We start from the raw sequence: 19839 nt of genomic DNA, 5'->3' as shown, positions 1-19839 counted from the left end.
GCCTCGTCAAAATGACGTTTAATGATGCTTAATTGGCGATGTTGTAATGGTGTTTGTTCACGTTGCCATGCTGTCATGCGATAAGCAATGCAGTCTGATCGCAGCATGCCGGTCAAGCGAATGCATGTGATTGAAGAAGCGTTGGCAAAAACGCTATCGTATGTGGCGGATATAAAAATAGTTGCGTGTCCCACTATCTACTGGCTGCGCTCGTTATGTTAAGGATTCGTCTTATTTTCACCAACTCAGCGTAGTGGGAGTATGGTGTGATAGTGCAAGCCAGTTCGCTGCATGCGGATTTCTTCCAACGCTCGACGGAAGTTATAAAACATGGTGGCGTGGTGCGCCAAGGAGGTCTTTATGACAGCCGATTTAAAGACGACCGGTTGTTTCACCCCCTTTTTATCCTTTATCAAAAAAGCAAGAAATAGCGGTAAAGGTTGTAAGCCGGAGAAACCAAGTATCAGTGCCAGCACACCGGCCGCTAACAGTAGGCTGAATGGTCTGGCGCCGTTAGGGCAATTATGCCTTGCTAGACCAGAAACCTTACGGATGGACGGCTATCCTGTACTTTCAAAACATGATGATCACAGCGAAGACGGCGTACAGATTAAGCGAAGCAGACCGGTAGCATGGAGCTTTAATGCGATGCCAGCGCCTCGTAACACCTTGTCTACGTTGTTATCGAGTCAGAGGAAGGCGAGATCAACGGCAGCATTGACGTCGCGCTCTGCTACTTTGATACAGCGTGGGCGGGCGGGGAGCAATGGTTTGTCTACCGAAGTAGAAGACAACAGCACTTCATTGTCGAACGGCGACAAGGCTAATGCGACGCAAATGCAGGACTGGACTGCGGGCGTATGGAAGAAACTGAAGCGTTCGAACTCAATGGTCCCATTGCGAAAGCGACTGCCCCGGCTAACTCGCTCCAAATCTGACCCCCTGCCCCTTTCACACGCCGAACTACGCAGGCAGATGGAACTTCAATACCGTCAGTTGCTTAGCACGCCGCTGAAAAAACTCAAGGACGCCAAAGCCGTAGAGGCAACCGTCCCAGCGCTGGTGAGCTCGGTGAAATGGGCGGAAAGCACAAATGACCCAACACTGCCTCTTTTCGTCGTTCTATGTGCGGCCTATAAAAAGGTTTGTGTGACAAACGGCCTCCCTAAGTTAGCCGACAGACGGAAGAGATGGAAGAAAGACGTCGAGGCATTTGAAAAAGACGCGGCTGATGGTGGAAAATGGGCGCCGTTCAGGGACCAGTACAACCAATACATAGCAGCACTAATTGAAAGGATTGCCGGACAAAGTCATCGTGCAACGGAGGTGACCGGGACCCTCGTTACTCGTTCTCCCAACGCGAGTTACTCGTTCCCCCAGCGCGAAGTCGATACCGTCGTGGACATCGACCCGCGCGTACGACGGTACCTCTTTGCCGTGAACGGTTGGGGCGTTCCGAAATAGCCCAACCCCCGCAATTCGTCATCGCGCCGGACGATGAATGCAGGATGCCCAACTGGGTCGGCCTTTTCTCCGGCACAGCCAACCACAGCGTACGAGGGTCGATGCGAGTGTGCCGGCGCTAGTTCAGTACGTCGGCACCGACGGATCAACTTGCCGCGACCACGCATCGATACCGCCTTGCAGGTTATAGACGTGCTTGAAGCCGCGTGCCTCAAGGAACATGCCCACGTTCGCGCTGCGGGCGCCATGATGGCAGATGCAGACAATCTGCGCGTCGTCGTCAAGCTCTTCGCTGCGTGCCGGAATGTCCTTCATGGGGATATGCACGATACCGTCGAGCCGGGCTGTCGATACCTCCCACGGTTCGCGCACGTCGAGCAACACGGGTGTGGCACGAGATGGGTCGGCAAGCCAGGCGGCGAGGTCGGAGGCAGTGAGGTTCTGCATGGCTTAAAACTTGAAGTGAGGCGGCTCGACCGCGTTGGTGAGAGGTGGGACGAACGTCTCGAAGACGTCGGCGATCCGGTATTGCTTGTCGTCCACACGGGTGACGATCTGTGCGCGCATGACTGGTGCCACGCCGACGAATGCCGCGAGCCGGCCGCCAATCTTCAATTGCTCCAGCATTTCTTGTGGCAGCATCGGCAGCCCGCCCGATACGCAGATGACGTCATACGGCCCTTGCGCGGGCCAGCCGCGGGAACCATCGCCGGTTTCCACTTGTGCATTGGTCACGTCGTTCGCCGCCAGATTGTCCCGGGCCAGCTCCGCCAGTTCCGGGACAATGTCCAGCGTCAGCACCGAGCGCGCGCGATGCGCGAGCAGCGCCGCCATATAGCCGGAGCCGGCACCAATCTCCAGCACCACCTCGTGCTTTTTCACGGCCAGCTCTTGTAGTATCCGCGCCTCGATCTTCGGCAACAGCATGTGCTGGCCCGCCGGCAGCGGCACCTCAAGATCGGCGAACGCAATGTTGCGATAAGCAGCAGGCACGAAATGCTCGCGCTTGACGATCGCCAGCAGGTTCAACACGTCCTGGTCCAGCACCTCCCATGGGCGGATTTGCTGTTCGATCATGTTAAAGCGTGCTTGCTCGATGTTCATGGTGTCTTGACGGTTTGAATCGACGAAGGTAGGCGTTGGAATTATACTCGACCCTTTGATGGCGTTGCCGGTTCCTTCGTCGCAGGCCCTCGTCGCAGGTCGTTGCTGTAGATCCCTGTCGCAGGCTTGATCGTAGGTCCCTGTGGCAAGTTTGGTGTCGTAGGCCGCACGTGCGGTACCGCTCCAATGCGCCGGCTGCGTAGCCGCTCGTCCATTGCCGGATTACATGAACTGCCGTTTCAGCTGCGGTGCCTGTTGCATCGCGCCATCCATCTCCAGTCCAATTCCCGGCATGCCGGGTGGTAAGCCCGCGGGCGTGGCGTGTGTCCAGCTGGATGCAGACATGCGTTGCCGGATTTTTGACGCACCTGACAGGCCGCGGTGCTGCAGTGGCCTGCAGGCGTCTGAGGAAATGTGCGGGCGCTCCCGCGCCTATGCGCTGCATTGGCTGACGCGGCTCGAGCGACTGACCGTCCCTTCGGCGTAACAGGTGTGTTGCGCCGGCACGTCGTTGAACGTGGTGCCCGAGCCGTAGTGAGCGTTCGGCGGCGTGTGCGAAACGCGTGTCAACGGTATAGACTGTTGTGCCGGCTGCCGCAAGAGGGGCGGTCGGCGCACTTGCTCGCTGCTCGGGTCGCCCCTGCAGTTGCCGGCGAGCAGCGTGGTGACGTCGCGGCTGGTGCCGGGCAGTGCCGCGTTCGGCATCGGCTGTCGCTTGACGGGTTTCTGTCTGGTGCCTGCGCTCGTGACACTCGGCGCCGGCTATCCGAAGGCGACGGGTTTCGTGGCGGCGATGATGGCCGGCATGGCCGTCCGTCTTCGCGATCATCTCGCGGCGATATTCGGAGGGCTGCGTGCGAGCCGAAAGAGGAACATTGCATGATTGAAACGGTGGTCCGCGCACTGGTGCGGGCAGCGGTCACGCTATCGTTGATCGCGCCGCTTGGCGCGGTGGTGACGATAGCCGTGGCGCCCGGTGTCGCGCACGCCGGAATTTTCCCGTTCGTGCCTGATCATTACACGTTCTCGCAGCGGCAGGTGCAGCGTGCGATCGAACGCAAGTTTCCGTATCAGCGCAGCGTCGGTTCATTGCTAGACCTGACGCTGGCCAGTCCTGTCGTCGCATTGCGCGCGGACGCCAACCGCGTCATGGTTACGGTCGACGCACACTTGGCCAGTCCGTTGCTGGGGCGTCCGGTGGACAGTGTCGTGAGCTTGTCCAGTGAACTGGCGTACGACGCGCCTAGCCGCTCGGTCGTGCTGCGCAATCCGAATGTTGAGCGAGTCGACGTCGGCGACGACGCGGCACCGTACGTGCAACAGATCCATGCTGCCGCATCGATTGCCGTAGCCCAGTTGCTGGCTGACTACCCAGTTCACACGTTCAAGCCTGAACAATTGCAATTTGCCGGACAGCAATATGAACCCGGTACAATTAAAATTCTTTCAGATGGCATACGCGTGCAGATCGTCGAGAAGTAGCGGCGTCGCGCGCCGCCGCCCCAGCTCAGGTTGCTTCTTCAAAGGACGATGGGATGGATCTGCTGCTGTTGCTCAAGGCGCTGGTGCTTGGCCTGGTGGAAGGCTTGACGGAATTCCTTCCCGTATCCAGTACAGGACATCTGATCCTGGTGGGCGAATTAATTGATTTTACCGGCGACGGCAGCAAGGTCTTTGACGTTGCGATCCAGTTCGGCGCCATCCTCGCGGTGTGCTGGGAATATCGCGAGCGTATTGGCCAAGTCGTGCGGGGCCTGACTACCAAGCCGCCAGCCCGGCGTTTTGCACTCAACGTAATCGTCGCCTGTCTTCCCGCGGTCGTGATGGGGCTGCTGTTCGAGAAGCACATCAAGGCGCTGCTGTTTTCGCCGGTGCCGGTGGCGGTTGCGCTGATCGTCGGCGGCATCATCCTGCTGTGGGTGGAGGCGGCGCATCGCCGTCGTGATGGCGCCGCGTATGTTGCTCGTGTGCAGTCGATCGATGAGTTGACCGTCGTCGATGCATTGAAAGTCGGGCTCGCGCAATGCTTCGCACTGATCCCCGGCACGTCACGTTCGGGGGCGACGATCGTGGGAGGGCTGCTCACCGGGCTGGAGCGGCGTGTTGCGACTGAGTTTTCGTTCTTCCTCGCCATCCCGTTGATCTTTGGCGCCACTGTGTACGAATTGGTCAAGGCGCGCGACGCGCTGAGCGTATCGGACATGGGTCCGTTCACGGTCGGCTTCGCAACCGCGTTCGTCAGCGCATTCGCGTGCGTGCGCTGGCTGTTGCGCTACATTGCGACGCATGACTTCACGGTGTTTGCGTGGTATCGGATCGGTTTTGGACTGCTGGTGTTGGGTGCCAGCTATCTGGCGGGTGTCACGTTCAGCCACTGATCCGGGATGCTCAACGCTTTGTGAACAGCAGATCCCATACGCCGTGGCCAAGTCGCAGTCCGCGGCGCTCGAATTTTGTCACCGGACGATAATCGGGGCGCGGTGCATAGCCGCTTGCTTCGTCCGATGCATTGGTGAGCGTCGATTCCGCACGTAGTACGTCCAGCATCTGCTCCGCGTAGTTTTGCCAGTCCGTCGCCAGATGCAAATAGCCGCCGGCGCGCAGCCGCGACGCGAGCAGCTTGACGAACGGCGGCTGGATGAGCCGGCGCTTGTGGTGACGCGCCTTATGCCACGGGTCGGGGAAGAAGATGTGTATGCCATCCACGCTGTCCTCGGCCAGCATATGCGCGATGACCTCGACCGCGTCGTGCTGAATCACGCGGATATTGTTCAGTTGCCTTTCCCCGATCAGCTTCAGCAGCGCTCCTACGCCCGGCTCGTGAACCTCGATGCCGAGAAAGTCGTCGCCTGGCCGCTGTGCGGCGATATCGGCGGTTGTCGTGCCCATGCCAAAGCCGATCTCGAGCACGCGCGGCGCATCGCGACCAAAGATCGCATCCCAGTCGAGCGGCGCGCCGGTATAGGGCAGCTTGAATCGCGGACCCAGTTCGTTCAGCGCTCGTCGCTGGGCGTTGGATAAACGTCCCGCTCGAGTCACGAAGCTGCGGATACGGCGCAGCGGCGGGGTTGCCTCGGTGGCGGGTGTCGTGCCGTGGCCGCTGTCTTTGTGGGCTTCATTGTCGGCACGCTTGTGCGCGGCTGCGTCGTCGTGGCGATCGGAAGGGTCGTGAGTCATCGTGCGGCGTTTGCGGCAGACCGTCCGGCGCGGCAAATACGTCGGGCCGGTGTGCGGCTGATAAGCAAAAAGCCGTTCGCATATTGAACGGCTTTCGGTGTCTTGGTGTGGGCGATGCGGCATGAACGCATGGTCCCAGTCATTTCGGCGAAAGTAAAATCTTCGCGAAGAGCGGGGATTGTGGACCGGTTTTGCTATCCCGTCAACCGGCGGGTGCGATGCGCGCCTGGCGTGCGTTCTGGGGCGAGCAACGCTAGCCGACAATCTTGATCCATACAGGTAAGCCGATGGCGCACGAATGAACCCGCTGGCGTTCACCATGCTGCAATCGGTTTGCGGGGCGGCGGACAAGGCCATGCGGCTCACGTCGCGCAAAGGGCTTGAGCATGTGTCCGTCAAGCACAAGGCGACGCTGATCCTTCATTTGCTGGCCGACTCCAATCCGATACCGATGGCCACCCTAGTCGGCAACAATGAGGCGTCCCGAATCTCGATTCCCATTGCGTCTGTCCATCAGTTGCCCGACGCGGCGGCGCACGAGCAGCAACCGTCCGCGCAGTAACTCGACGATTACTAACCCGCTATATTCATCGCGATCCTGGCGGCTTATTCGTGTGAGTTGAACCGTTATCGAGTAGGAATGGCGTGGGATGGGTGCGCACCAGTCTGCAGCGCTGGCCGAGCGAGCCCGGCATAGATTTGCATAATTAAATTTGATAAAGCGCCGCTGGTATGAGGCGTTCCAACCTCTTTGGCCAATCAAGTAAGATCTGATTGGCTTGTCAGTTCTCTAGTAATACAGACGCCGGCAGTAGTCGCGCGACTTTGTGGGGCGGTGTGGCTGAACGTACGCCGCGCCTATAGTGCCACTTTTGCTTACGACGGAGCGGCGTTTTGAACGGGCCGACCGTTTGTAGTGGACTTACTGCACTTGCAGGGCTGAAATCGTGAGGTGGAGCGGGCGATGGGAATCGAACCCACGTCTCCAGCTTGGGAAGCTGGGGTAATGGCCATTATACGACGCCCGCGAAGCCGATCATTTTACAGGGGTTTTGGCGGTTTGGGGAGCGCAGTGTCGTGGCGGTGTCGTGAGCGCATGGGTTATCCGGGTCTGTAGCATGTCGCTTTTATGGCCATGGTATGGAGCCAACCACTGGCCGGGCACGTTGGTGGCAGGAAATTGAGGCTACCTCAAATCAGGACCGTTCTAAAGTGGAAATTTCCGGCTCTTCGGGGTGGGCCGGATCGGCCCAGGCCCGTACTGACCGCACGGTCAATCGCATACAGGTTTTCTAAATGCCCGATTCGGTTTCAAGAGTACTGGCGTCATTCGCTATGTCGGCCGTGGTGCGTCGGCCATGGCGCGAACGGTGAGCGTCGATGCGTAATAGAAGCCACGACGCGTCTAGTTCTACGGAGGCGCCACCCGCGTGCGCGTGTATCGCCCATCATGCTTAAAATCCGAACATCGTCACCGACACGGTGACGCGCGTGACGATCATCAATAATACCTCGACGATCACGAGCAGCACCAACGGCGACAGATCGATGCCGCCGAACGTGGGCACCACGCGGCGCAGCGGGTTCAGCAACGGCGCGGTCAATTGCAGCAGGATCGCCATCGCCGGGGAGCGCGGGTTGACCCACGAGAGCAGCGCCATGATCAGCGTCAGCCAGATCGTCAGGTTCAATGCCCACTTGACCATCGTCAACAGCGCGATGATGAATCCAGCAGGCAACAGCGAGGTCGGGTCACCACCGGAGACGGTCACCATTAGGACAATGAACACGATTGCAGTGAGCCAGGCGGCGAACAGGCTCGTCCAGTCGGTGCCACGCGCGGCCGGAATGACCCGACGCAACGGCAGCACGAGCCAGTTGGTTGCCTGGAAAATGCCCTGCGAGACCGGGTTGTACGGCGTGAGCCTGACCACATGCAACCACGCGCGCAGCAGCAGCGCGGCACCGAACAACGTGAAAATGGTATTGAGCAGAAAGCGGGCAATATCCCCGAACATCTTGTTTTCCTTCGAGTGGCGCAGCCGACGAGTTGTAAGGTACCGGACGTGACGTGTCAAGGGCGCGGCGGCACGCGGCCGGATCGCTGCGCCGTGCCATCGTGGGGTGCCGGTGCGTCCGTGCCACGCTGCAGCGCTGTCGCGACGGTGGCTTCGATCGCGTCAAGCCCGGGCGGCGCCGGCGAGCGTCGGCGCGCCAGCGCGGCCACTCTGCGCGTGAGCATCGCATAGAGCGCCATGTGATCTTCGCCCAACGCGGCCAAGGTGTCGAGCTGGCTGCCGATCACTGAAACGTCGCCGCGCGACACTGGTCCAGCGATCGCGCCGGACAGGCCGTTGTCACGCACCGATTGCAGGGTGCGCTCGAGCATGGGCAGCAATGCGGCCAGTGCGACATCTTCATCCAATCCGATATGTTTCCAGAGTGTGACGTTTTCGTACAGCGACGCCACCGCGAAGCTTGCCGCGTAGCTCGCCGCGCCATGATAGAGCATTCGCGTACCAGACGGGATCGACAGCGGCACGCAGTCCAGGGCGCTGGCAAGCGCGCGCAGCGTGGCGTCCAGCGGCGCCGGAGCTTCGATCGTGATGGAGCAGCCCGCCAGCCGGTCCACGTCAGCCGCGTGTCCGGTGAACAGATACAGCGGATGGAAGCCGCCCGTCAAGACGCCTTGGGCTCGGGCCGGCTCGAGCAACTCGACGCTGGATGCGCCGCTGCAGTGCACGAGCGCACATGAACTGGCCCGCGCGGGGGAATAGCACAGTTGAGTGGCCACCGCGCCGATCGCATCATCCGGCACCGTCACGAAGACCAGCTCAGCGGCCTCGATAACGTGTCTCAGATCTGAGACGATTGGGCACCGTCCTGCTCGCTCGGCAAGTTGCTTGGACGATTCTTTTGAGCGGCTCATGACCGCGGCAATCCGGTAACCGCGTCGATGCCATGCCGCTGCAAGGGTTTGGGCGAGCCGTCCGGCGCCGATGAAGCCAATAGTCGGATGAGGCGGAAAAGGCATGGTTCATGCTTATGTAACAAGAATGGTGTCCATGATAGACCAGTTATGTATTGCTTCGCGTCAAGCGTTATAGCGACGCACTGGGTGCGCCCTTGGTTGCCGCTTGCGCGTTGAATATGGCAATGCAAGGCGTTTGAATACCTAACCAGGAGATTTGCGCCATGAGCCTCTTTTCGTATCGGAAACACCTACGATTCCTCAATACGACCCAGCGCCGCTTGTGGTGGGAGCAAAGGATGCGCTTGACGCCGCGCGTGCGGATCGGTGGCCTGTATGTGCCGCCGAACGTAAGTCGCGAGTTCGCTTATGTAAAAGTGGGCTGATGGTGTGGCTACCCAGTAGCGGGCGGGCGTCGGGTAAGCGGCGAGCCTCGGCTGGTGGATCAACGGCTGGCAGATCAACGGCTGGCGGGCCAACGGTTGGATGTTCGCTTGGGATAGGTTGCTCTTGTAATGGGCACGCCCCTTCACGTTGATCACTGCGCGCGTCAAGCGCGGCTCCTTGAGCTGTCGAGCGAGCAGCGAGCCGCCAACCAGCGTGCCCAACACGATGGCCCGAAACGATTTGTCACAGCGCGTGCTGGTCGGACGGCCTAGGGCGTCACGCGCATGTAATGTCCCCAGTTGAGCTCGACGAAAAATGCCCGTAGGCGACGGGCGCCCGGGTGATCCAGTAACTTTGTAAATAAACTTTAGCGACTTGCGACATCCTAGTCAGCCAATGTGGCGTGGCGAGCATGGCGAGTTGACCAGGTGCTGCTCGCTCCACGTGTCAGCCGCCGCGCGCTCGGAATTCGATGATGGCGAGGCTGCCGGTAACCCCCACTGACTGCCTGTCTCGCCTGCGTCCTTATTGCATTTTGCAACAATTGAGCCCGACCGTGCGCGCGAATTTTCGGTACATTGCAATGGTGGTGCCGTAATAGACGGCATTGTGTTCAGGAGAGTGTAGTGAAAAAGATCATCCCGATCCTAGTCAGTGTCGCTACGCTGTGGGCGGGGGCGGGCGCCGCGCAAGCACATGTGTCAATCGGCGTGGGGATCGGAATTCCCGCTCCGGTGTACGCTACTCCAATCTATACGCCGCCGCCGATCGTCTATGCGCCGCTCCCGCCTCCGGTGGTCTACGCACCTCCACCCCCGGTCGTCTACGCACCTCCGCCTCCAGTAGCTTATGCGCCGCCGCCCGCGGTTGTGGTGGGCGGCTATGGCGGCTATTACCGGCCGTGGTATCCCCATCCTCATTGGCCCGGCGGTTACTATCGGCGCTGGTAGCGGGCGGCAGGCCTGCGCCGTCGTGATGATGTCAGGTTGCCGCGTGCATGCCCGTTGGCGCCATCCTTACCCCAGGCCGATCTCTGTCCATAGCGCATCGACACGCCGCTTGACCGCTGCGTCCATCACAATCGGCCGGCCCCATTCGCGGGAAGTCTCGCCGGGCCACTTGTTCGTCGCATCGATGCCCATTTTGGAGCCGAGTCCGGCCACCGGCGACGCAAAGTCGAGATAGTCGATTGGTGTGTTGTCGACCAGCACCGTGTCGCGGCTCGGATCCACACGCGTCGTCAGGGCCCAAATCACCTCTTTCCAGTCGCGCACATTCACGTCGTCGTCCACCACGACAATGAACTTCGTATACATGAATTGCCGCAAGAAGCTCCAGACACCGAACATCACGCGTTTGGCGTGGCCGGCATAGCTTTTCTTCATCTGCACGATGGCCATCCGGTAACTGCATCCTTCCGGCGGCAGATAGAAGTCGGTGATCTCCGGAAACTGCTTTTGCAGCAGCGGCACGAATACCTCGTTCAGCGCGACGCCGAGCACGGCCGGTTCGTCCGGCGGCTTGCCCGTGTACGTCGAATGGTAGATCGCGCCGCGCCGCATCGTGATGCGCTCGACGGTGAACACCGGAAACCACTCCTGCTCGTTGTAATAGCCGGTGTGGTCGCCATAGGGGCCCTCCAGTGCATGTTCGTAGCGGCCGGCCGGTCCGGCCACGCGAGCGCGCGGCGACACGGGTCCCGGCTGTGCCGGAACGTCTTGCGCTGCGCCTGCATCGGGATGGATGAACCCCTCCAGGATGATTTCCGCGCGGGCTGGCACTTGCAGATGCGCCAGTCCGGGCGTCAAGCAGTGGGCCAGCTCGGTTTTGCCGCTGCGCAGCAAGCCGGCGAACTGATATTCGGACAATGTGTCGGGTACCGGCGTGACGGCACCGAGAATCGTCGCCGGATCGGCGCCGAGCGCGACGGCGACTGGATAGGGCTGGCCAGGATGGGCTAGCGCAAATTCGCGAAAATCCAGCGCGCCGCCGCGATGGGCGAGCCAGCGCATGATCAGCTTGTTGCGCCCGATCACTTGTTGCCGATAGATGCCCAGATTCTGACGCGGCTTGTTCGGCCCCCGCGTGACGGTGAGGCCCCAGGTAATCAGCGGCGCTGCGTCGTGCGGCCAGCAGGTTTGGATTGGCAGCCGCGCCAGGTCGACATCGCCACCTTCAATCACGATCTCCTGGCAAGGCGGTGCGCTGACCGTGCGGGGTGCCATGTCCCAGACGGCCTTGGCCAGCGAAAGTAGCCGTGTCGCATCCTTCAGGCCCTTCGGCGGCTCCGGCTCCTTCAGCGACGACAATAGGTGACCGATATCGCGCAGCGACGTTAAGGCCGCGTCGTCAGCCTCGGCATCGACGCCCATGCTGAGCGCGACGCGACGTGTCGTACCAAACAGGTTGCCAAGCACAGGCATCGTGTGCCCGGCCGGATTCTCGAACAGCAGCGCGGGGCCGCCCGCATTGAGCACGCGGTCGCATAGCTCGGTCATTTCAAGCACTGGCGAGACAGCGGCGCGAACCCTTCGCAGTTCTCCCAATGCTTCGAGGCGGCTCGCAAAGTCACGCAGGTCTTTGTATTTCATCACACTATACGAACGTTGCCGGCCATGCCGGGCACAAGGGGTACATTTTAGCTTGTGTGCGTGCGCGACACATTTGTTGCAAATTGGACCACTTGCCGCCCGGGGCACGCGGCATGCTTCATCTCCACGTATTGACTGTTTCCTTTATAACTAAAGGTATTGACTTTTCGAACCCTTAGTTTTGACGCTCTATAAAACCCTGCTAGAATCCGACTTTATCAGTGGTGGGACCGCCTTGTAGTCCGCCATCCTGTTTGGCGCTTCGCGTCACGCCGACTCTACTCGCTAAGGGCGGCGCAAACTGACCTCGGCTGGCCCAATACGCCGGCTTTTTGGTGCGGGTGGCCCGCGCGGCTTGATTGACGCGCGCGCAGTGTGTGTCACGAATCCTGACGCCCCCGTCTCCGCAGATGGCACCTCGCCATCTCTTCCCGGCATCGTCTCGCGGCTAACCAACGCAGGCGACGCCTTGGCCTGTCGTGCACATCGGCTGCGACTGCGCTTGCGTGCTCGCACGGATGTCGTCGTCGCTGCAAAGCACGGCGCGACCGGCCATGAACCCTGGGAGCTTGTGAAGTATGAATACTTGGTTAGGTTGGCGACCGAAGAGCGATGTTGTGCAAACGGTACGCGAACTGCTACGCCGCGGCACGCGGCTTTCTTCCACGCTGTTGAGCCTCGTCGGCGCGCTGGCGGTGCTCACGAGCCTGGCATTGTGGTGGCAGCCGGCGCTGCGCGGCACCTTGGCCGCGAAGGTCATGCCGTTGATTGTGGAGGCGGTGCATAACGGCCCGGCGCGATTGCTGTCTGGCCAACCGTTGCCGCCGTTCGCGCCGCACGCCAGACCGGAGGGCGACGCTGCCCCGCTGGGGATGACGCCCGTATCCGCTACGCCCGGCGGCAAAGGGTTCCTCGCGGCGACGCTCGATCTGGGATATGACGACCTACCCGGCAGGGCTGGTCTGGGTCCGGCCACGCTCAACGGGCTCGATCCGCGCACACTGCCGTCGGTCGGTACGTTGGCCCGGCTCATCCCGTCCGAGCGTGTTGCCCCCGATGCGCGGGACGATCGCGTGCTGGTGTCGGCGCATGAGCAAGCGCTGGTTACCGCTTACCTTGCACGGCGCTATCGCGTCGCGCAGGAGCCGGTCCGCCAGTTGGTCAAGGCGGCGTTTAACACCGGCCGTGAGGTCGGGCTCGACCCGCTGCTTTTGCTGGCGGTGATGGCGATCGAATCAGGATTCAACCCGTATGCGGAAAGTGGTGTCGGCGCCAAGGGCCTGATGCAGGTGATGTCCAGGGTTCATTCCGACAAGTTTGATTACTTCGGGGGACAGAGCGCCGCGCTGCAGCCGCTGGCCAACATCAAGGTCGGAGCCTTGGTGCTCAAGGACTGTATTGCTCGTGGCGGCTCTGTAGCGGGCGGCTTGCGGCGTTATGTCGGCTCGACATCGCCGAACGACGGTGGCTATGGCGCGAAGGTGTTGGCCGAGCGCGCGCGACTGCGGGATGTTGCGCGCGGACGCAGGGTGCCAGTTAACGCCCCGCAATCGCCTGCGCCAATGCTCGCATCGACGCCGCCGCAGACCAATGCATCGACGCAACGAGTGCCGGTCACGCTGGGTGCTGAGCCTGCGGCGGTCACGCAAAAGGCGCTTGTCGGCGCTGATACGCATGCGCAGAATGAAGCTGGCGCCAGTACCGTGTCGAAACATACCGAGCAGTTGGCCGATATTGGCGCTTGATCGGTGGCGGGCGCGCTGCACAGCCGGTGGGGAAGAGGCGGCGGCAGCGCCCAATTACGACGCGCCAAACAGGGTGTGTAGCCGTGCGATAGCCTGTTGTAGCCGCTCGTACGACGTCGCGTATGAAATTCGCAGGTAGTCGTGCGGCGCCTGCACGCCGAAGTCCAGGCCCGGCACCATGCTGACCTTCGCTTCTTGAAGCATCGTGGACGCGAGCGCCGCGCTGTCCGACGCAGCCGGGTGCGCGATGCCGCGGCAGTTCGCATAAACGTAAAACGCGCCATCCGGCAGGACCGGTATGCCGAAACCCAATTCGCGCAACGCCGGTACCAGGAAGTCGCGCCGTCGCTTGAACTCGAGCCGCCGTTGCTCGTAGATTTCGAGTGACGCGGGCTCGAAGCATGCGAGCGCCGCGTGCTGCGCGAGCGCGGACGCGCAGATGAATAGATTCTGCGCGAGCTTCTCGAAGGCCGGCACCCAGTGCAGCGGCACCACGAGCCAGCCCAGGCGCCAGCCCGTCATGCTAAAGTACTTCGAAAAACTGTTTACGGTCACGACATGATCATGTGCGCCGTGTAGTGACAGCGCCGAGACGGGCGGCGCATCATAGGTCAGTCCCTGATAGATTTCGTCGACAATTGCGAAACCGTCGTGGGCGCGGACCGTATCGACAATGCGTTGCAGTTCGCTCGCGTCGATCGATGTGCCGGTAGGGTTCGACGGCGACGCGAGCAGCACGCCGCGTGTGTTCGCACCCCAATGCTGCTGCACGTGCGCCGCGCTTAATTGAAAGCGCTGCGCCGCGTCGCTCGGCACTAGAACCGCCCGGCCCTCGAAGGCGGTGACGAAGTGACGGTTGCACGGATAGGTCGGATCCGGCATTAGCACCTCGTCGTCGCGATCGACAAGCGCCGCGCAAGCGAGCAACAACGCCGCGGAGGCGCCGGCTGTTACGACGATGCGTGCCGGTTCGACATCGACGTTGTACATACGCCGGTAATGCATTGCAATGGCTTCGCGTAACGGCGTGATGCCCAGCGCCGGCGTGTACTGCGTGAGGCCTCGGCGCAGTGCCGAGGCTGCCGCTTCGGCGACGGCCGGTGGAGCCGTGAAATCGGGCTCGCCGATGCTCATGTGAATCACGTCATGGCCTGCCTGCTCGAGGCGGGTGGCTTGCTTGACGAATTCCATGACCTGGAATGGCTCGATCCGCTCGATGCGTGAAGCGAGCCGACCGGCCCGGGCGGTGTCAAGCAGATCCGGCATCGAATCAGTGTCGGTCATGCAGCATTCCTAGCGGACGCGACAGCGCGCATTCAACCGCGAGCCTTGACTTCGTCGGCGCGCATGGTCACCGCGAGCTTGTCGAGGACGCCGTTCACATACTTGTAGCCGTCGGCACCGCCAAATGTCTTAGCCAACTCGACGGCCTCGTTGATCACAACCCGGTACGGGATCTCGAAATGATGCTGGAATTCGTATGCCGCAATGAGCAGCACCGCCCGTTCGACCGGTGACAGTTGGTCGATCGGGCGATTCCAGGAACGGCATGAGCGCTTCAGTCAGCGTCGCAGCCTGCTTGATCACGCCATGTAGCAGCGCATCGAAATGGTCGCGATCCGCTTTGTCGAAGCCGGGCTGCTCGCGCATGGCTGCGTCGATCTCGCCCGGCGCCGCGCCCGACAGCAGCCACTGATACAAACCTTGCGTGGCCAACTCGCGCGAGCGACGGCGAGCACTTCTCGTTGTCATGCTCGATCCTCGTCTGCTGCTTCGTCTTCCTCGTCCTCGTCGTCATCTTGACCGAGTTGGTCGAGAGCGGACGATAGGTTTGCCATTTCCACCGCAACGCGTGCCGCATCGCGGCCTTTCTCGGTCATTCTCGCGATCGCCTGCTCGTCGTTTTCGGTGGTCAACACCGCGTTGGCGATCGGCACGCCGAAGTCCAATGCAATCCGGCTGATGCCCGCGCCGCTTTCGTTGGATACCAGCTCGAAGTGATAGGTCTCGCCGCGAATCACCGCGCCGAGCGCGATCAGCGCGTCGAACTGGCCGCTCTCGGCGAGCTTTTGCAGTGCGAGCGCAATCTCCAGTGCGCCGGGCACCGTGACGAGCAGCACGTCCTCGCCCGCGACGCCAAGGCGCTCGAGTTCCTCGACGCAGGCGTCGACCAGCCCGTTGCAGACCGGCTCGTTGAAGCGGGATTGGACGATGCCGATGCGCAGTCCGTCACCCTCGTGATTCGGTTGATATTGTCCGATTTCCATGAATGTTCCGTTGATGTGTGGGGCGGGGCGGGACGCCGGCCGCCGGGCCATGATCCAGAATAGGCAGATACCGCGCGCGTCGCCCTATCCGTGCGAACGCGGGCCGCTGCCCGCGAATCCGTGTGCTGCTGCCGGCATGGGCTCGAAACCGGTGACCTCGAGGCCGTACCCCGACATGCTGCCCATCCTGCGCGGATTCGACAAGACCCGCATTTTGCCGACATGCAACTCATGCAGGATCTGCGCGCCGACGCCGTACGTCTTGAAGTCGACTGGACGGCGCTTGAGTTCGGCTGCCTTATCCTGCCGCTCGAATGCCTCGAATACATCCAGCAGTCGCTCGCCAGACTCGTGCACGTTCAGCAACACTACGACGCCGGTTTTCCGCCGAGCAATCTCGCGCAGCGCCGCATCCAATGTCCAGGAGTGTGTACTGACACCCGTTTCAATCAAGTCGAGGATCGACAGCGGCTCGTGTACCCGCACCAGGGTCTCGACCTCAGGCGAGGGTTGCCCGCGCACTAGTGCCAGATGCGGCGCGCCGCTCGGCTTGTCGTGGAACAGCACCGCATTGAACGGTCCGTGCGCGGTATGCATCGTGCGCTGCGCCACGCGTTCGATGATCGATTCGGTGCGACTGCGGTACTGGATCAGGTCCGCGATCGTGCCGACCTTCAACCCGTGCTGCTCGGCGAACTCGACGAGGTCGGGCAAGCGGGCCATCGTGCCATCGTCCTTGATCACCTCGCAGATCACCGATGCCGGCGTGAGCCCGGCCAGCGCCGTTAGATCGCAACCGGCCTCGGTATGGCCGGCGCGCACCAGCACGCCACCGGGCTGCGCCATGATCGGAAACACGTGTCCAGGCTGCACGATATCCTCGGCTCGGGCATCGCGCGCGACGGCCGCCTGGATCGTGCGCGCGCGGTCGGCAGCGCAGATGCCGGTGGTCACGCCTTGCGCGGCCTCGATGCTGACCGTAAACGCCGTGCCGTATTGCGTGCCATTGCGATGCGTCATCAGCGGCAGGTTCAATGTGCGGCAGCGCTCCTGCGTCAGCGTCAGGCAGATCAGCCCGCGGCCATAGCGAGCCATGAAGTTGATCGCTTCCGGTGTGACGAAATCAGCGGCCAGCACCAAGTCGCCCTCGTTCTCGCGATCTTCTTCGTCGACGAGGATGACCATTCTGCCGGCCTTGAGTTCGGCAATGATCTCTTGCGTGGAAGCGAGTGTCATGGTGGGCGATGGTGGCATGATAGGAAAACCGCTATTTTACGTCAGCACTGCGTCAAGAGCCGATTTCTATGCTGGTTCTGCGAGTACGGAGGCAATGAAGCGGGCGACGCCGTCCACACAGGATACACACTCATCGGTATAGCCGATCCGTGCAAAGGCGCTGGCGGGGCCGACGCATACCAGCGGCTTGCGCCAGCGTCGCGCCAACGAGATTTCGTCGGCGGTGCCGTGGCCGCCCGGCAACGCGACGATGACGTCGCTGCTCAGCACGTTGACGTGGTTGCGACTGGCGCGATTCGGCGGCACCCCGGCGTCATGACGGGGCAGTGGCGTGATGATCGGCAGATCGACAAACCGATTCGGATAGCCGTCCAGCGGTACGAAGCCGGCTACCGGATCGGCGCGTGTGGGCACGATTGCAATTGAGCGGCCCGTGCGTGGGCTGACGCTGCAGAAGCCGCGTGCGACGCTGAGCATCACGCCCTGGCCGCCGCCGGTCAGCAGGTTGTAGCCGTTTTCGGCGATCCATCGGCCGAGCGGCTCGGCCAGTTCCGTCCAAGGCTCGGTGCCCGAGCCCATTACACCGATTGTCTGGTCAGCATGAGGAGGCGACGACGTGATAATGACGAGGGAAGTACACCAAGGCGTCAATTGACGCCGGGCCGAGCCGCAGATTGAATACATCGGCGACGATGACGCTATGCGCGCCATGTCGAGTAACGTTCGCGATGCGACAATCGAATGTGGCCCATGCGTCGTCGAGCACCGGCGCGCCAGTGTACATCGTGCGCCAGCGCGCGTGCCTGACCAACGTGATTTGGCCGTTGAGTCGCGATTCGATCGGATAAATTGGCGATACTATTGCGCAGGCCGGTGATTCCCACCACCCGTGGCCATGACGGCAAGCGACTTTAAACCGGCGTTGCGGCGCATGCAGTAGAGCGGCGACTTTGAATGCGCGTTTGCTGTCGTCGCAATGATCGTCAATACCGCGTTTGACGAAGTGCGTCGCGTGGCCATCGAGCGGTTCGATCACCCCACACACGGCTGGTTTTGGCGCGACGCCGGCAGACGATCAGCCCTTGAAAAACCCGATTACTTCAATGATGGGTAGCCGTTCTGAGACGTGCTGAGCATCCGCTCGACATACCGCGCAATCATATCGACTTCGAGATTGACTGCGTCGCCAACGCGCAGGTGCCGTAGCGTGGTCATCTGTATCGTGTGCGGGATCACGTTGATCGAGAACTCGCATCCATCGTCCTGGTCCTGTACGGCATTGACCGTCAGGCTGACACCGTTGACCGTGATGGACCCCTTGTACGCGAAGTACTTCGCGAGCGAGGACGGCGCGACGATGCGCAATTCGTGCGACTCTCCCACCGGCTCGAAGCGGCTGACCTGGCCGAGCCCGTCGACATGTCCGCTGACTAGGTGGCCGCCCAGGCGTTCATGCGCACGCAGCGCTTTTTCGAGGTTCACTTCGCCGGGCTGGGCGAGCCCGGTGGTGCAGTTCAGCGTTTCCCGCGATACGTCCACCTCGAACTGCGTCGATGTCTTGTCGACGACCGTCAAGCACGCACCTTGCACTGCGATGCTGTCGCCCAACCCGACATCGGACAGATTGAGCGTGCTGGCGGCGATCGATAGGCGCGCGCCGTCCTCGACAGACGCGCCCAGCGGGGTGACCGATTCAATGCGGCCGACCGCCGCGACGATGCCTGTGAACATACGAGAATCCCTTCATTGTGAGCGCGGCTCGCCCGTTTGCAGTGCGTTGTCGGATTCGGCCGCCACGAGCCTGGCGAGGACCCGTAGATCCTCGCCGATCCGCTCGATCGAATGATATTGCAGCCGTACTCGTTGATCGAGCGTCGGCGGCGGCTCGAGGTTGAACATGCCGGTCGCGTTGCCAAGCAGGGCCGGGGCGATGTAGAGCAGCAGCTCGTCAACGCAGCCTTCGCGCAACAATGAGCCGTTGAGCTTGTAGCCCGCCTCGACATGCAATTCGTTGATGCCACGCGCAGCAAGCAGCCGTAGCGCAGCCGGCAGGTCAACCTTGCCGGACTGGTTCGGTAACGCAATCACTTCGGCGCCCGCCGCGCGTAACGCATGCGCACGCGCGGCGAATGCTGCGTCGTCGCGCGCGCAGATTACCAATGGTGGCGCGCCGGTTAGAATCCTTGCATCCAGCGGCACGTCCAGACAGCTGTCCACCAGCACGCGCAGCGGTTGGCGAGGCGTGGACACCGCGCGCACGGTCATCTGCGGATCGTCCTCGCGCACTGTGCCGATACCGGTAAGGGTCGCGCACGCGCGGGCGCGCCATGCGTGTCCGTCCGTGCGCGCGGCACTCGACGTGATCCACTGGCTTTGACCGTTCGGCAACGCGGTGCGACCGTCCAGCGTCGCGGCGATCTTAAGTCGCACCCACGGAACGCCACGCGTCATCCGCGACACAAAGCCGACGTTTAACTCCTGCGCCTCGTGCGCAAGCAGTCCACAGCGTACGTCCACGCCCGCATCGCGCAGACTGGCCAGGCCACGGCCGCTGACCTGCGGGTTCGGGTCTTCCATCGCGGCAATCACCCGCGTGATGCCGGCCTCGATCAGCGTATTCGCGCAGGGTGGCGTGCGACCGAAGTGGCTGCAAGGCTCCAGCGTCACATAGGCGGTGGCGCCGGCGGGGGTGTGCCCGCGCAAGCGTGCGTCTTTCAGCGCGCAGATTTCCGCATGGTCTTGTCCGGCCGGCTGCGTGAAGCCTTCGCCGATGACTTCGCCATCCTTGACAAGCACGCACCCCACGCGCGGGTTCGGCGACGTCGTATATAACCCGCGCTCGGCGAGCACGAGCGCGCGCTGCATCTGCAAGCGATCAAAGTCTGAGAACATGGCAG

22 protein-coding genes, 1 tRNA gene and 2 pseudogenes are annotated in these 19839 nt (G+C 61.8%); 9 read left to right on the top strand and 16 right to left on the bottom strand.

From position 1 onward, the window contains the following. The first annotated feature begins 360 nt into the window (after positions 1-360). Positions 361-1464, top strand: a complete 1104-nt coding sequence (locus RBRH_RS09815; RefSeq protein WP_157864424.1) for a hypothetical protein — start codon at positions 361-363, stop codon at positions 1462-1464. A 123-nt stretch (positions 1465-1587) separates the two neighbouring features. On the opposite strand, the gene RBRH_RS09810 is transcribed toward RBRH_RS09815, so the two are convergent. Together RBRH_RS09810 and RBRH_RS09805 are read right to left on the bottom strand one after the other, a co-directional pair. Next, positions 1588-1911 (bottom strand): rhodanese-like domain-containing protein, encoded by a 324-nt coding sequence (locus RBRH_RS09810; RefSeq protein ID WP_013436072.1) that lies wholly within the window; start codon positions 1909-1911, stop codon positions 1588-1590. Between the two features lie 3 nt (positions 1912-1914). Next, complete coding sequence (locus RBRH_RS09805; RefSeq protein ID WP_013436071.1) at positions 1915-2568, bottom strand: protein-L-isoaspartate O-methyltransferase family protein; 654 nt, start codon at positions 2566-2568, stop codon at positions 1915-1917. Positions 2569-2794: 226 nt separating this feature from the next. Between RBRH_RS09805 and RBRH_RS20295 the strand changes: the two genes are divergently transcribed. From RBRH_RS20295 to RBRH_RS09785, 4 genes and pseudogenes are all read left to right on the top strand, one after another. Then, positions 2795-3055 (top strand): YkgJ family cysteine cluster protein, encoded by a 261-nt coding sequence (locus tag RBRH_RS20295; RefSeq protein ID WP_013436069.1) that lies wholly within the window; start codon positions 2795-2797, stop codon positions 3053-3055. Between the two features lie 123 nt (positions 3056-3178). Beyond that, positions 3179-3451: pseudogene (locus RBRH_RS19030) on the top strand (DUF6691 family protein); the annotation flags it as partial. After that, complete coding sequence (locus RBRH_RS09790; RefSeq protein WP_041753774.1) at positions 3448-4050, top strand: DUF1439 domain-containing protein; 603 nt, start codon at positions 3448-3450, stop codon at positions 4048-4050. The pseudogene RBRH_RS19030 and the gene RBRH_RS09790, both read left to right, overlap by 4 nt. Positions 4051-4103: 53 nt before the next feature. After that, positions 4104-4946: an undecaprenyl-diphosphate phosphatase gene (locus RBRH_RS09785; RefSeq protein ID WP_013436067.1), complete on the top strand. Its 843-nt coding sequence runs from the start codon at positions 4104-4106 to the stop codon at positions 4944-4946. 10 nt (positions 4947-4956) lie between these two features. On the opposite strand, the gene trmB is transcribed toward RBRH_RS09785, so the two are convergent. After that, positions 4957-5745: a tRNA (guanosine(46)-N7)-methyltransferase TrmB gene (trmB, locus tag RBRH_RS09780; RefSeq protein WP_041754443.1), complete on the bottom strand. Its 789-nt coding sequence runs from the start codon at positions 5743-5745 to the stop codon at positions 4957-4959. Positions 5746-6043: 298 nt separating this feature from the next. Between trmB and RBRH_RS09775 the strand changes: the two genes are divergently transcribed. After that, positions 6044-6307, top strand: coding sequence for a hypothetical protein (locus RBRH_RS09775; RefSeq protein ID WP_013436065.1), 264 nt, complete (start codon positions 6044-6046; stop codon positions 6305-6307). A 391-nt stretch (positions 6308-6698) separates the two neighbouring features. Here the strand turns inward: RBRH_RS09775 and RBRH_RS09770 are convergent. The 4 genes from RBRH_RS09770 to RBRH_RS19665 form a co-directional block, all read right to left on the bottom strand. Then, positions 6699-6773: transfer RNA gene (locus tag RBRH_RS09770), tRNA-Gly, on the bottom strand. A 426-nt stretch (positions 6774-7199) separates the two neighbouring features. After that, positions 7200-7763, bottom strand: a complete 564-nt coding sequence (locus tag RBRH_RS09765; protein WP_041753773.1) for a YggT family protein — start codon at positions 7761-7763, stop codon at positions 7200-7202. A 56-nt stretch (positions 7764-7819) separates the two neighbouring features. Then, on the bottom strand, positions 7820-8779 hold the full coding sequence (locus RBRH_RS09760) for a Rossmann-like and DUF2520 domain-containing protein (protein ID WP_013436063.1): 960 nt from the start codon (positions 8777-8779) through the stop codon (positions 7820-7822). 188 nt (positions 8780-8967) lie between these two features. Continuing rightward, a complete protein-coding gene (locus RBRH_RS19665; RefSeq protein ID WP_162145539.1) occupies positions 8968-9327 on the bottom strand; it encodes a hypothetical protein in 360 nt (119 codons plus the stop codon). 402 nt (positions 9328-9729) lie between these two features. On the opposite strand from RBRH_RS19665, the gene RBRH_RS09750 reads away from it, so the two are divergent. Continuing rightward, complete coding sequence (locus RBRH_RS09750; protein WP_041753771.1) at positions 9730-10053, top strand: hypothetical protein; 324 nt, start codon at positions 9730-9732, stop codon at positions 10051-10053. A 66-nt stretch (positions 10054-10119) separates the two neighbouring features. Here the strand turns inward: RBRH_RS09750 and RBRH_RS09745 are convergent, their stop codons facing one another. Further along, on the bottom strand, positions 10120-11694 hold the full coding sequence (locus RBRH_RS09745; protein WP_041753770.1) for a UbiD family decarboxylase: 1575 nt from the start codon (positions 11692-11694) through the stop codon (positions 10120-10122). Positions 11695-12272: 578 nt separating this feature from the next. On the opposite strand from RBRH_RS09745, the gene RBRH_RS09740 reads away from it, so the two are divergent. After that, on the top strand, positions 12273-13439 hold the full coding sequence (locus tag RBRH_RS09740; RefSeq protein ID WP_013436058.1) for a lytic transglycosylase domain-containing protein: 1167 nt from the start codon (positions 12273-12275) through the stop codon (positions 13437-13439). Between the two features lie 54 nt (positions 13440-13493). Here RBRH_RS09740 and RBRH_RS09735 read toward each other — a convergent pair whose 3' ends face one another. From RBRH_RS09735 to RBRH_RS21380, 6 genes and pseudogenes are all read right to left on the bottom strand, one after another. Beyond that, positions 13494-14723 (bottom strand): pyridoxal phosphate-dependent aminotransferase, encoded by a 1230-nt coding sequence (locus RBRH_RS09735; RefSeq protein ID WP_013436057.1) that lies wholly within the window; start codon positions 14721-14723, stop codon positions 13494-13496. Positions 14724-14755: 32 nt separating this feature from the next. Next, positions 14756-15191: pseudogene (gene nusB / locus RBRH_RS09730) on the bottom strand (transcription antitermination factor NusB). Beyond that, positions 15188-15706: a 6,7-dimethyl-8-ribityllumazine synthase gene (ribH, locus tag RBRH_RS09725; protein WP_041753769.1), complete on the bottom strand. Its 519-nt coding sequence runs from the start codon at positions 15704-15706 to the stop codon at positions 15188-15190. The pseudogene nusB and the gene ribH overlap by 4 nt, the downstream one beginning before the upstream one ends. An 84-nt stretch (positions 15707-15790) precedes the next feature. Further along, complete coding sequence (gene ribBA / locus RBRH_RS09720) at positions 15791-16942, bottom strand: bifunctional 3,4-dihydroxy-2-butanone-4-phosphate synthase/GTP cyclohydrolase II (protein ID WP_041753768.1); 1152 nt, start codon at positions 16940-16942, stop codon at positions 15791-15793. A 66-nt stretch (positions 16943-17008) separates the two neighbouring features. Further along, positions 17009-17521 (bottom strand): SLOG cluster 4 domain-containing protein, encoded by a 513-nt coding sequence (locus RBRH_RS09715; RefSeq protein ID WP_041753767.1) that lies wholly within the window; start codon positions 17519-17521, stop codon positions 17009-17011. A 16-nt stretch (positions 17522-17537) separates the two neighbouring features. Continuing rightward, the gene (locus RBRH_RS21380) at positions 17538-17726 is read right to left on the bottom strand and encodes a flavin reductase family protein (RefSeq protein WP_370645085.1); all 189 of its coding nucleotides are present in this window, start codon (positions 17724-17726) and stop codon (positions 17538-17540) included. Between the two features lie 192 nt (positions 17727-17918). On the opposite strand from RBRH_RS21380, the gene RBRH_RS19020 reads away from it, so the two are divergent. After that, positions 17919-18056, top strand: coding sequence for a hypothetical protein (locus RBRH_RS19020; protein WP_013436049.1), 138 nt, complete (start codon positions 17919-17921; stop codon positions 18054-18056). Here the strand turns inward: RBRH_RS19020 and RBRH_RS09705 are convergent. Then, positions 18038-18673: a riboflavin synthase gene (locus RBRH_RS09705; RefSeq protein WP_013436048.1), complete on the bottom strand. Its 636-nt coding sequence runs from the start codon at positions 18671-18673 to the stop codon at positions 18038-18040. The two genes, RBRH_RS19020 and RBRH_RS09705, sit on opposite strands and share 19 nt — an antisense overlap. A gap of 12 nt (positions 18674-18685) precedes the next feature. Next, the gene (gene ribD, locus RBRH_RS09700; protein ID WP_013436047.1) at positions 18686-19834 is read right to left on the bottom strand and encodes a bifunctional diaminohydroxyphosphoribosylaminopyrimidine deaminase/5-amino-6-(5-phosphoribosylamino)uracil reductase RibD; all 1149 of its coding nucleotides are present in this window, start codon (positions 19832-19834) and stop codon (positions 18686-18688) included. Positions 19835-19839 lie beyond the last annotated feature (5 nt).

Origin of the sequence: Mycetohabitans rhizoxinica HKI 454 (assembly GCF_000198775.1) — a bacterium.
Lineage (GTDB): Bacteria > Pseudomonadota > Gammaproteobacteria > Burkholderiales > Burkholderiaceae > Mycetohabitans > Mycetohabitans rhizoxinica.
Note: the sequence above shows the minus strand (reverse complement) of the source record. Positions and strands in the feature narration are given on the sequence as shown.

Excerpts from the sequence above, each read along its gene's own strand:
- RBRH_RS09815 (WP_157864424.1), top strand. The coding sequence starts at position 361 with ATGACAGCCGATTTAAAGACGACCGGTTGTTTCACCCCCTTTTTATCC.
- RBRH_RS09810 (WP_013436072.1), bottom strand. The coding sequence starts at position 1,911 with ATGCAGAACCTCACTGCCTCCGACCTCGCCGCCTGGCTTGCCGACCCA.
- RBRH_RS09805 (WP_013436071.1), bottom strand. The coding sequence starts at position 2,568 with ATGAACATCGAGCAAGCACGCTTTAACATGATCGAACAGCAAATCCGC.
- RBRH_RS20295 (WP_013436069.1), top strand. The coding sequence starts at position 2,795 with ATGAACTGCCGTTTCAGCTGCGGTGCCTGTTGCATCGCGCCATCCATC.
- RBRH_RS09790 (WP_041753774.1), top strand. The coding sequence starts at position 3,448 with ATGATTGAAACGGTGGTCCGCGCACTGGTGCGGGCAGCGGTCACGCTA.
- RBRH_RS09785 (WP_013436067.1), top strand. The coding sequence starts at position 4,104 with ATGGATCTGCTGCTGTTGCTCAAGGCGCTGGTGCTTGGCCTGGTGGAA.
- trmB (WP_041754443.1), bottom strand. The coding sequence starts at position 5,745 with ATGACTCACGACCCTTCCGATCGCCACGACGACGCAGCCGCGCACAAG.
- RBRH_RS09775 (WP_013436065.1), top strand. The coding sequence starts at position 6,044 with ATGAACCCGCTGGCGTTCACCATGCTGCAATCGGTTTGCGGGGCGGCG.
- RBRH_RS09765 (WP_041753773.1), bottom strand. The coding sequence starts at position 7,763 with ATGTTCGGGGATATTGCCCGCTTTCTGCTCAATACCATTTTCACGTTG.
- RBRH_RS09760 (WP_013436063.1), bottom strand. The coding sequence starts at position 8,779 with ATGCCTTTTCCGCCTCATCCGACTATTGGCTTCATCGGCGCCGGACGG.
- RBRH_RS09745 (WP_041753770.1), bottom strand. The coding sequence starts at position 11,694 with ATGAAATACAAAGACCTGCGTGACTTTGCGAGCCGCCTCGAAGCATTG.
- RBRH_RS09740 (WP_013436058.1), top strand. The coding sequence starts at position 12,273 with ATGAATACTTGGTTAGGTTGGCGACCGAAGAGCGATGTTGTGCAAACG.
- RBRH_RS09735 (WP_013436057.1), bottom strand. The coding sequence starts at position 14,723 with ATGACCGACACTGATTCGATGCCGGATCTGCTTGACACCGCCCGGGCC.
- ribH (WP_041753769.1), bottom strand. The coding sequence starts at position 15,706 with ATGGAAATCGGACAATATCAACCGAATCACGAGGGTGACGGACTGCGC.
- ribBA (WP_041753768.1), bottom strand. The coding sequence starts at position 16,942 with ATGACACTCGCTTCCACGCAAGAGATCATTGCCGAACTCAAGGCCGGC.
- RBRH_RS09715 (WP_041753767.1), bottom strand. The coding sequence starts at position 17,521 with ATGGGCTCGGGCACCGAGCCTTGGACGGAACTGGCCGAGCCGCTCGGC.
- RBRH_RS21380 (WP_370645085.1), bottom strand. The coding sequence starts at position 17,726 with ATGTACACTGGCGCGCCGGTGCTCGACGACGCATGGGCCACATTCGAT.
- RBRH_RS19020 (WP_013436049.1), top strand. The coding sequence starts at position 17,919 with ATGATCGTCAATACCGCGTTTGACGAAGTGCGTCGCGTGGCCATCGAG.
- RBRH_RS09705 (WP_013436048.1), bottom strand. The coding sequence starts at position 18,673 with ATGTTCACAGGCATCGTCGCGGCGGTCGGCCGCATTGAATCGGTCACC.
- ribD (WP_013436047.1), bottom strand. The coding sequence starts at position 19,834 with ATGTTCTCAGACTTTGATCGCTTGCAGATGCAGCGCGCGCTCGTGCTC.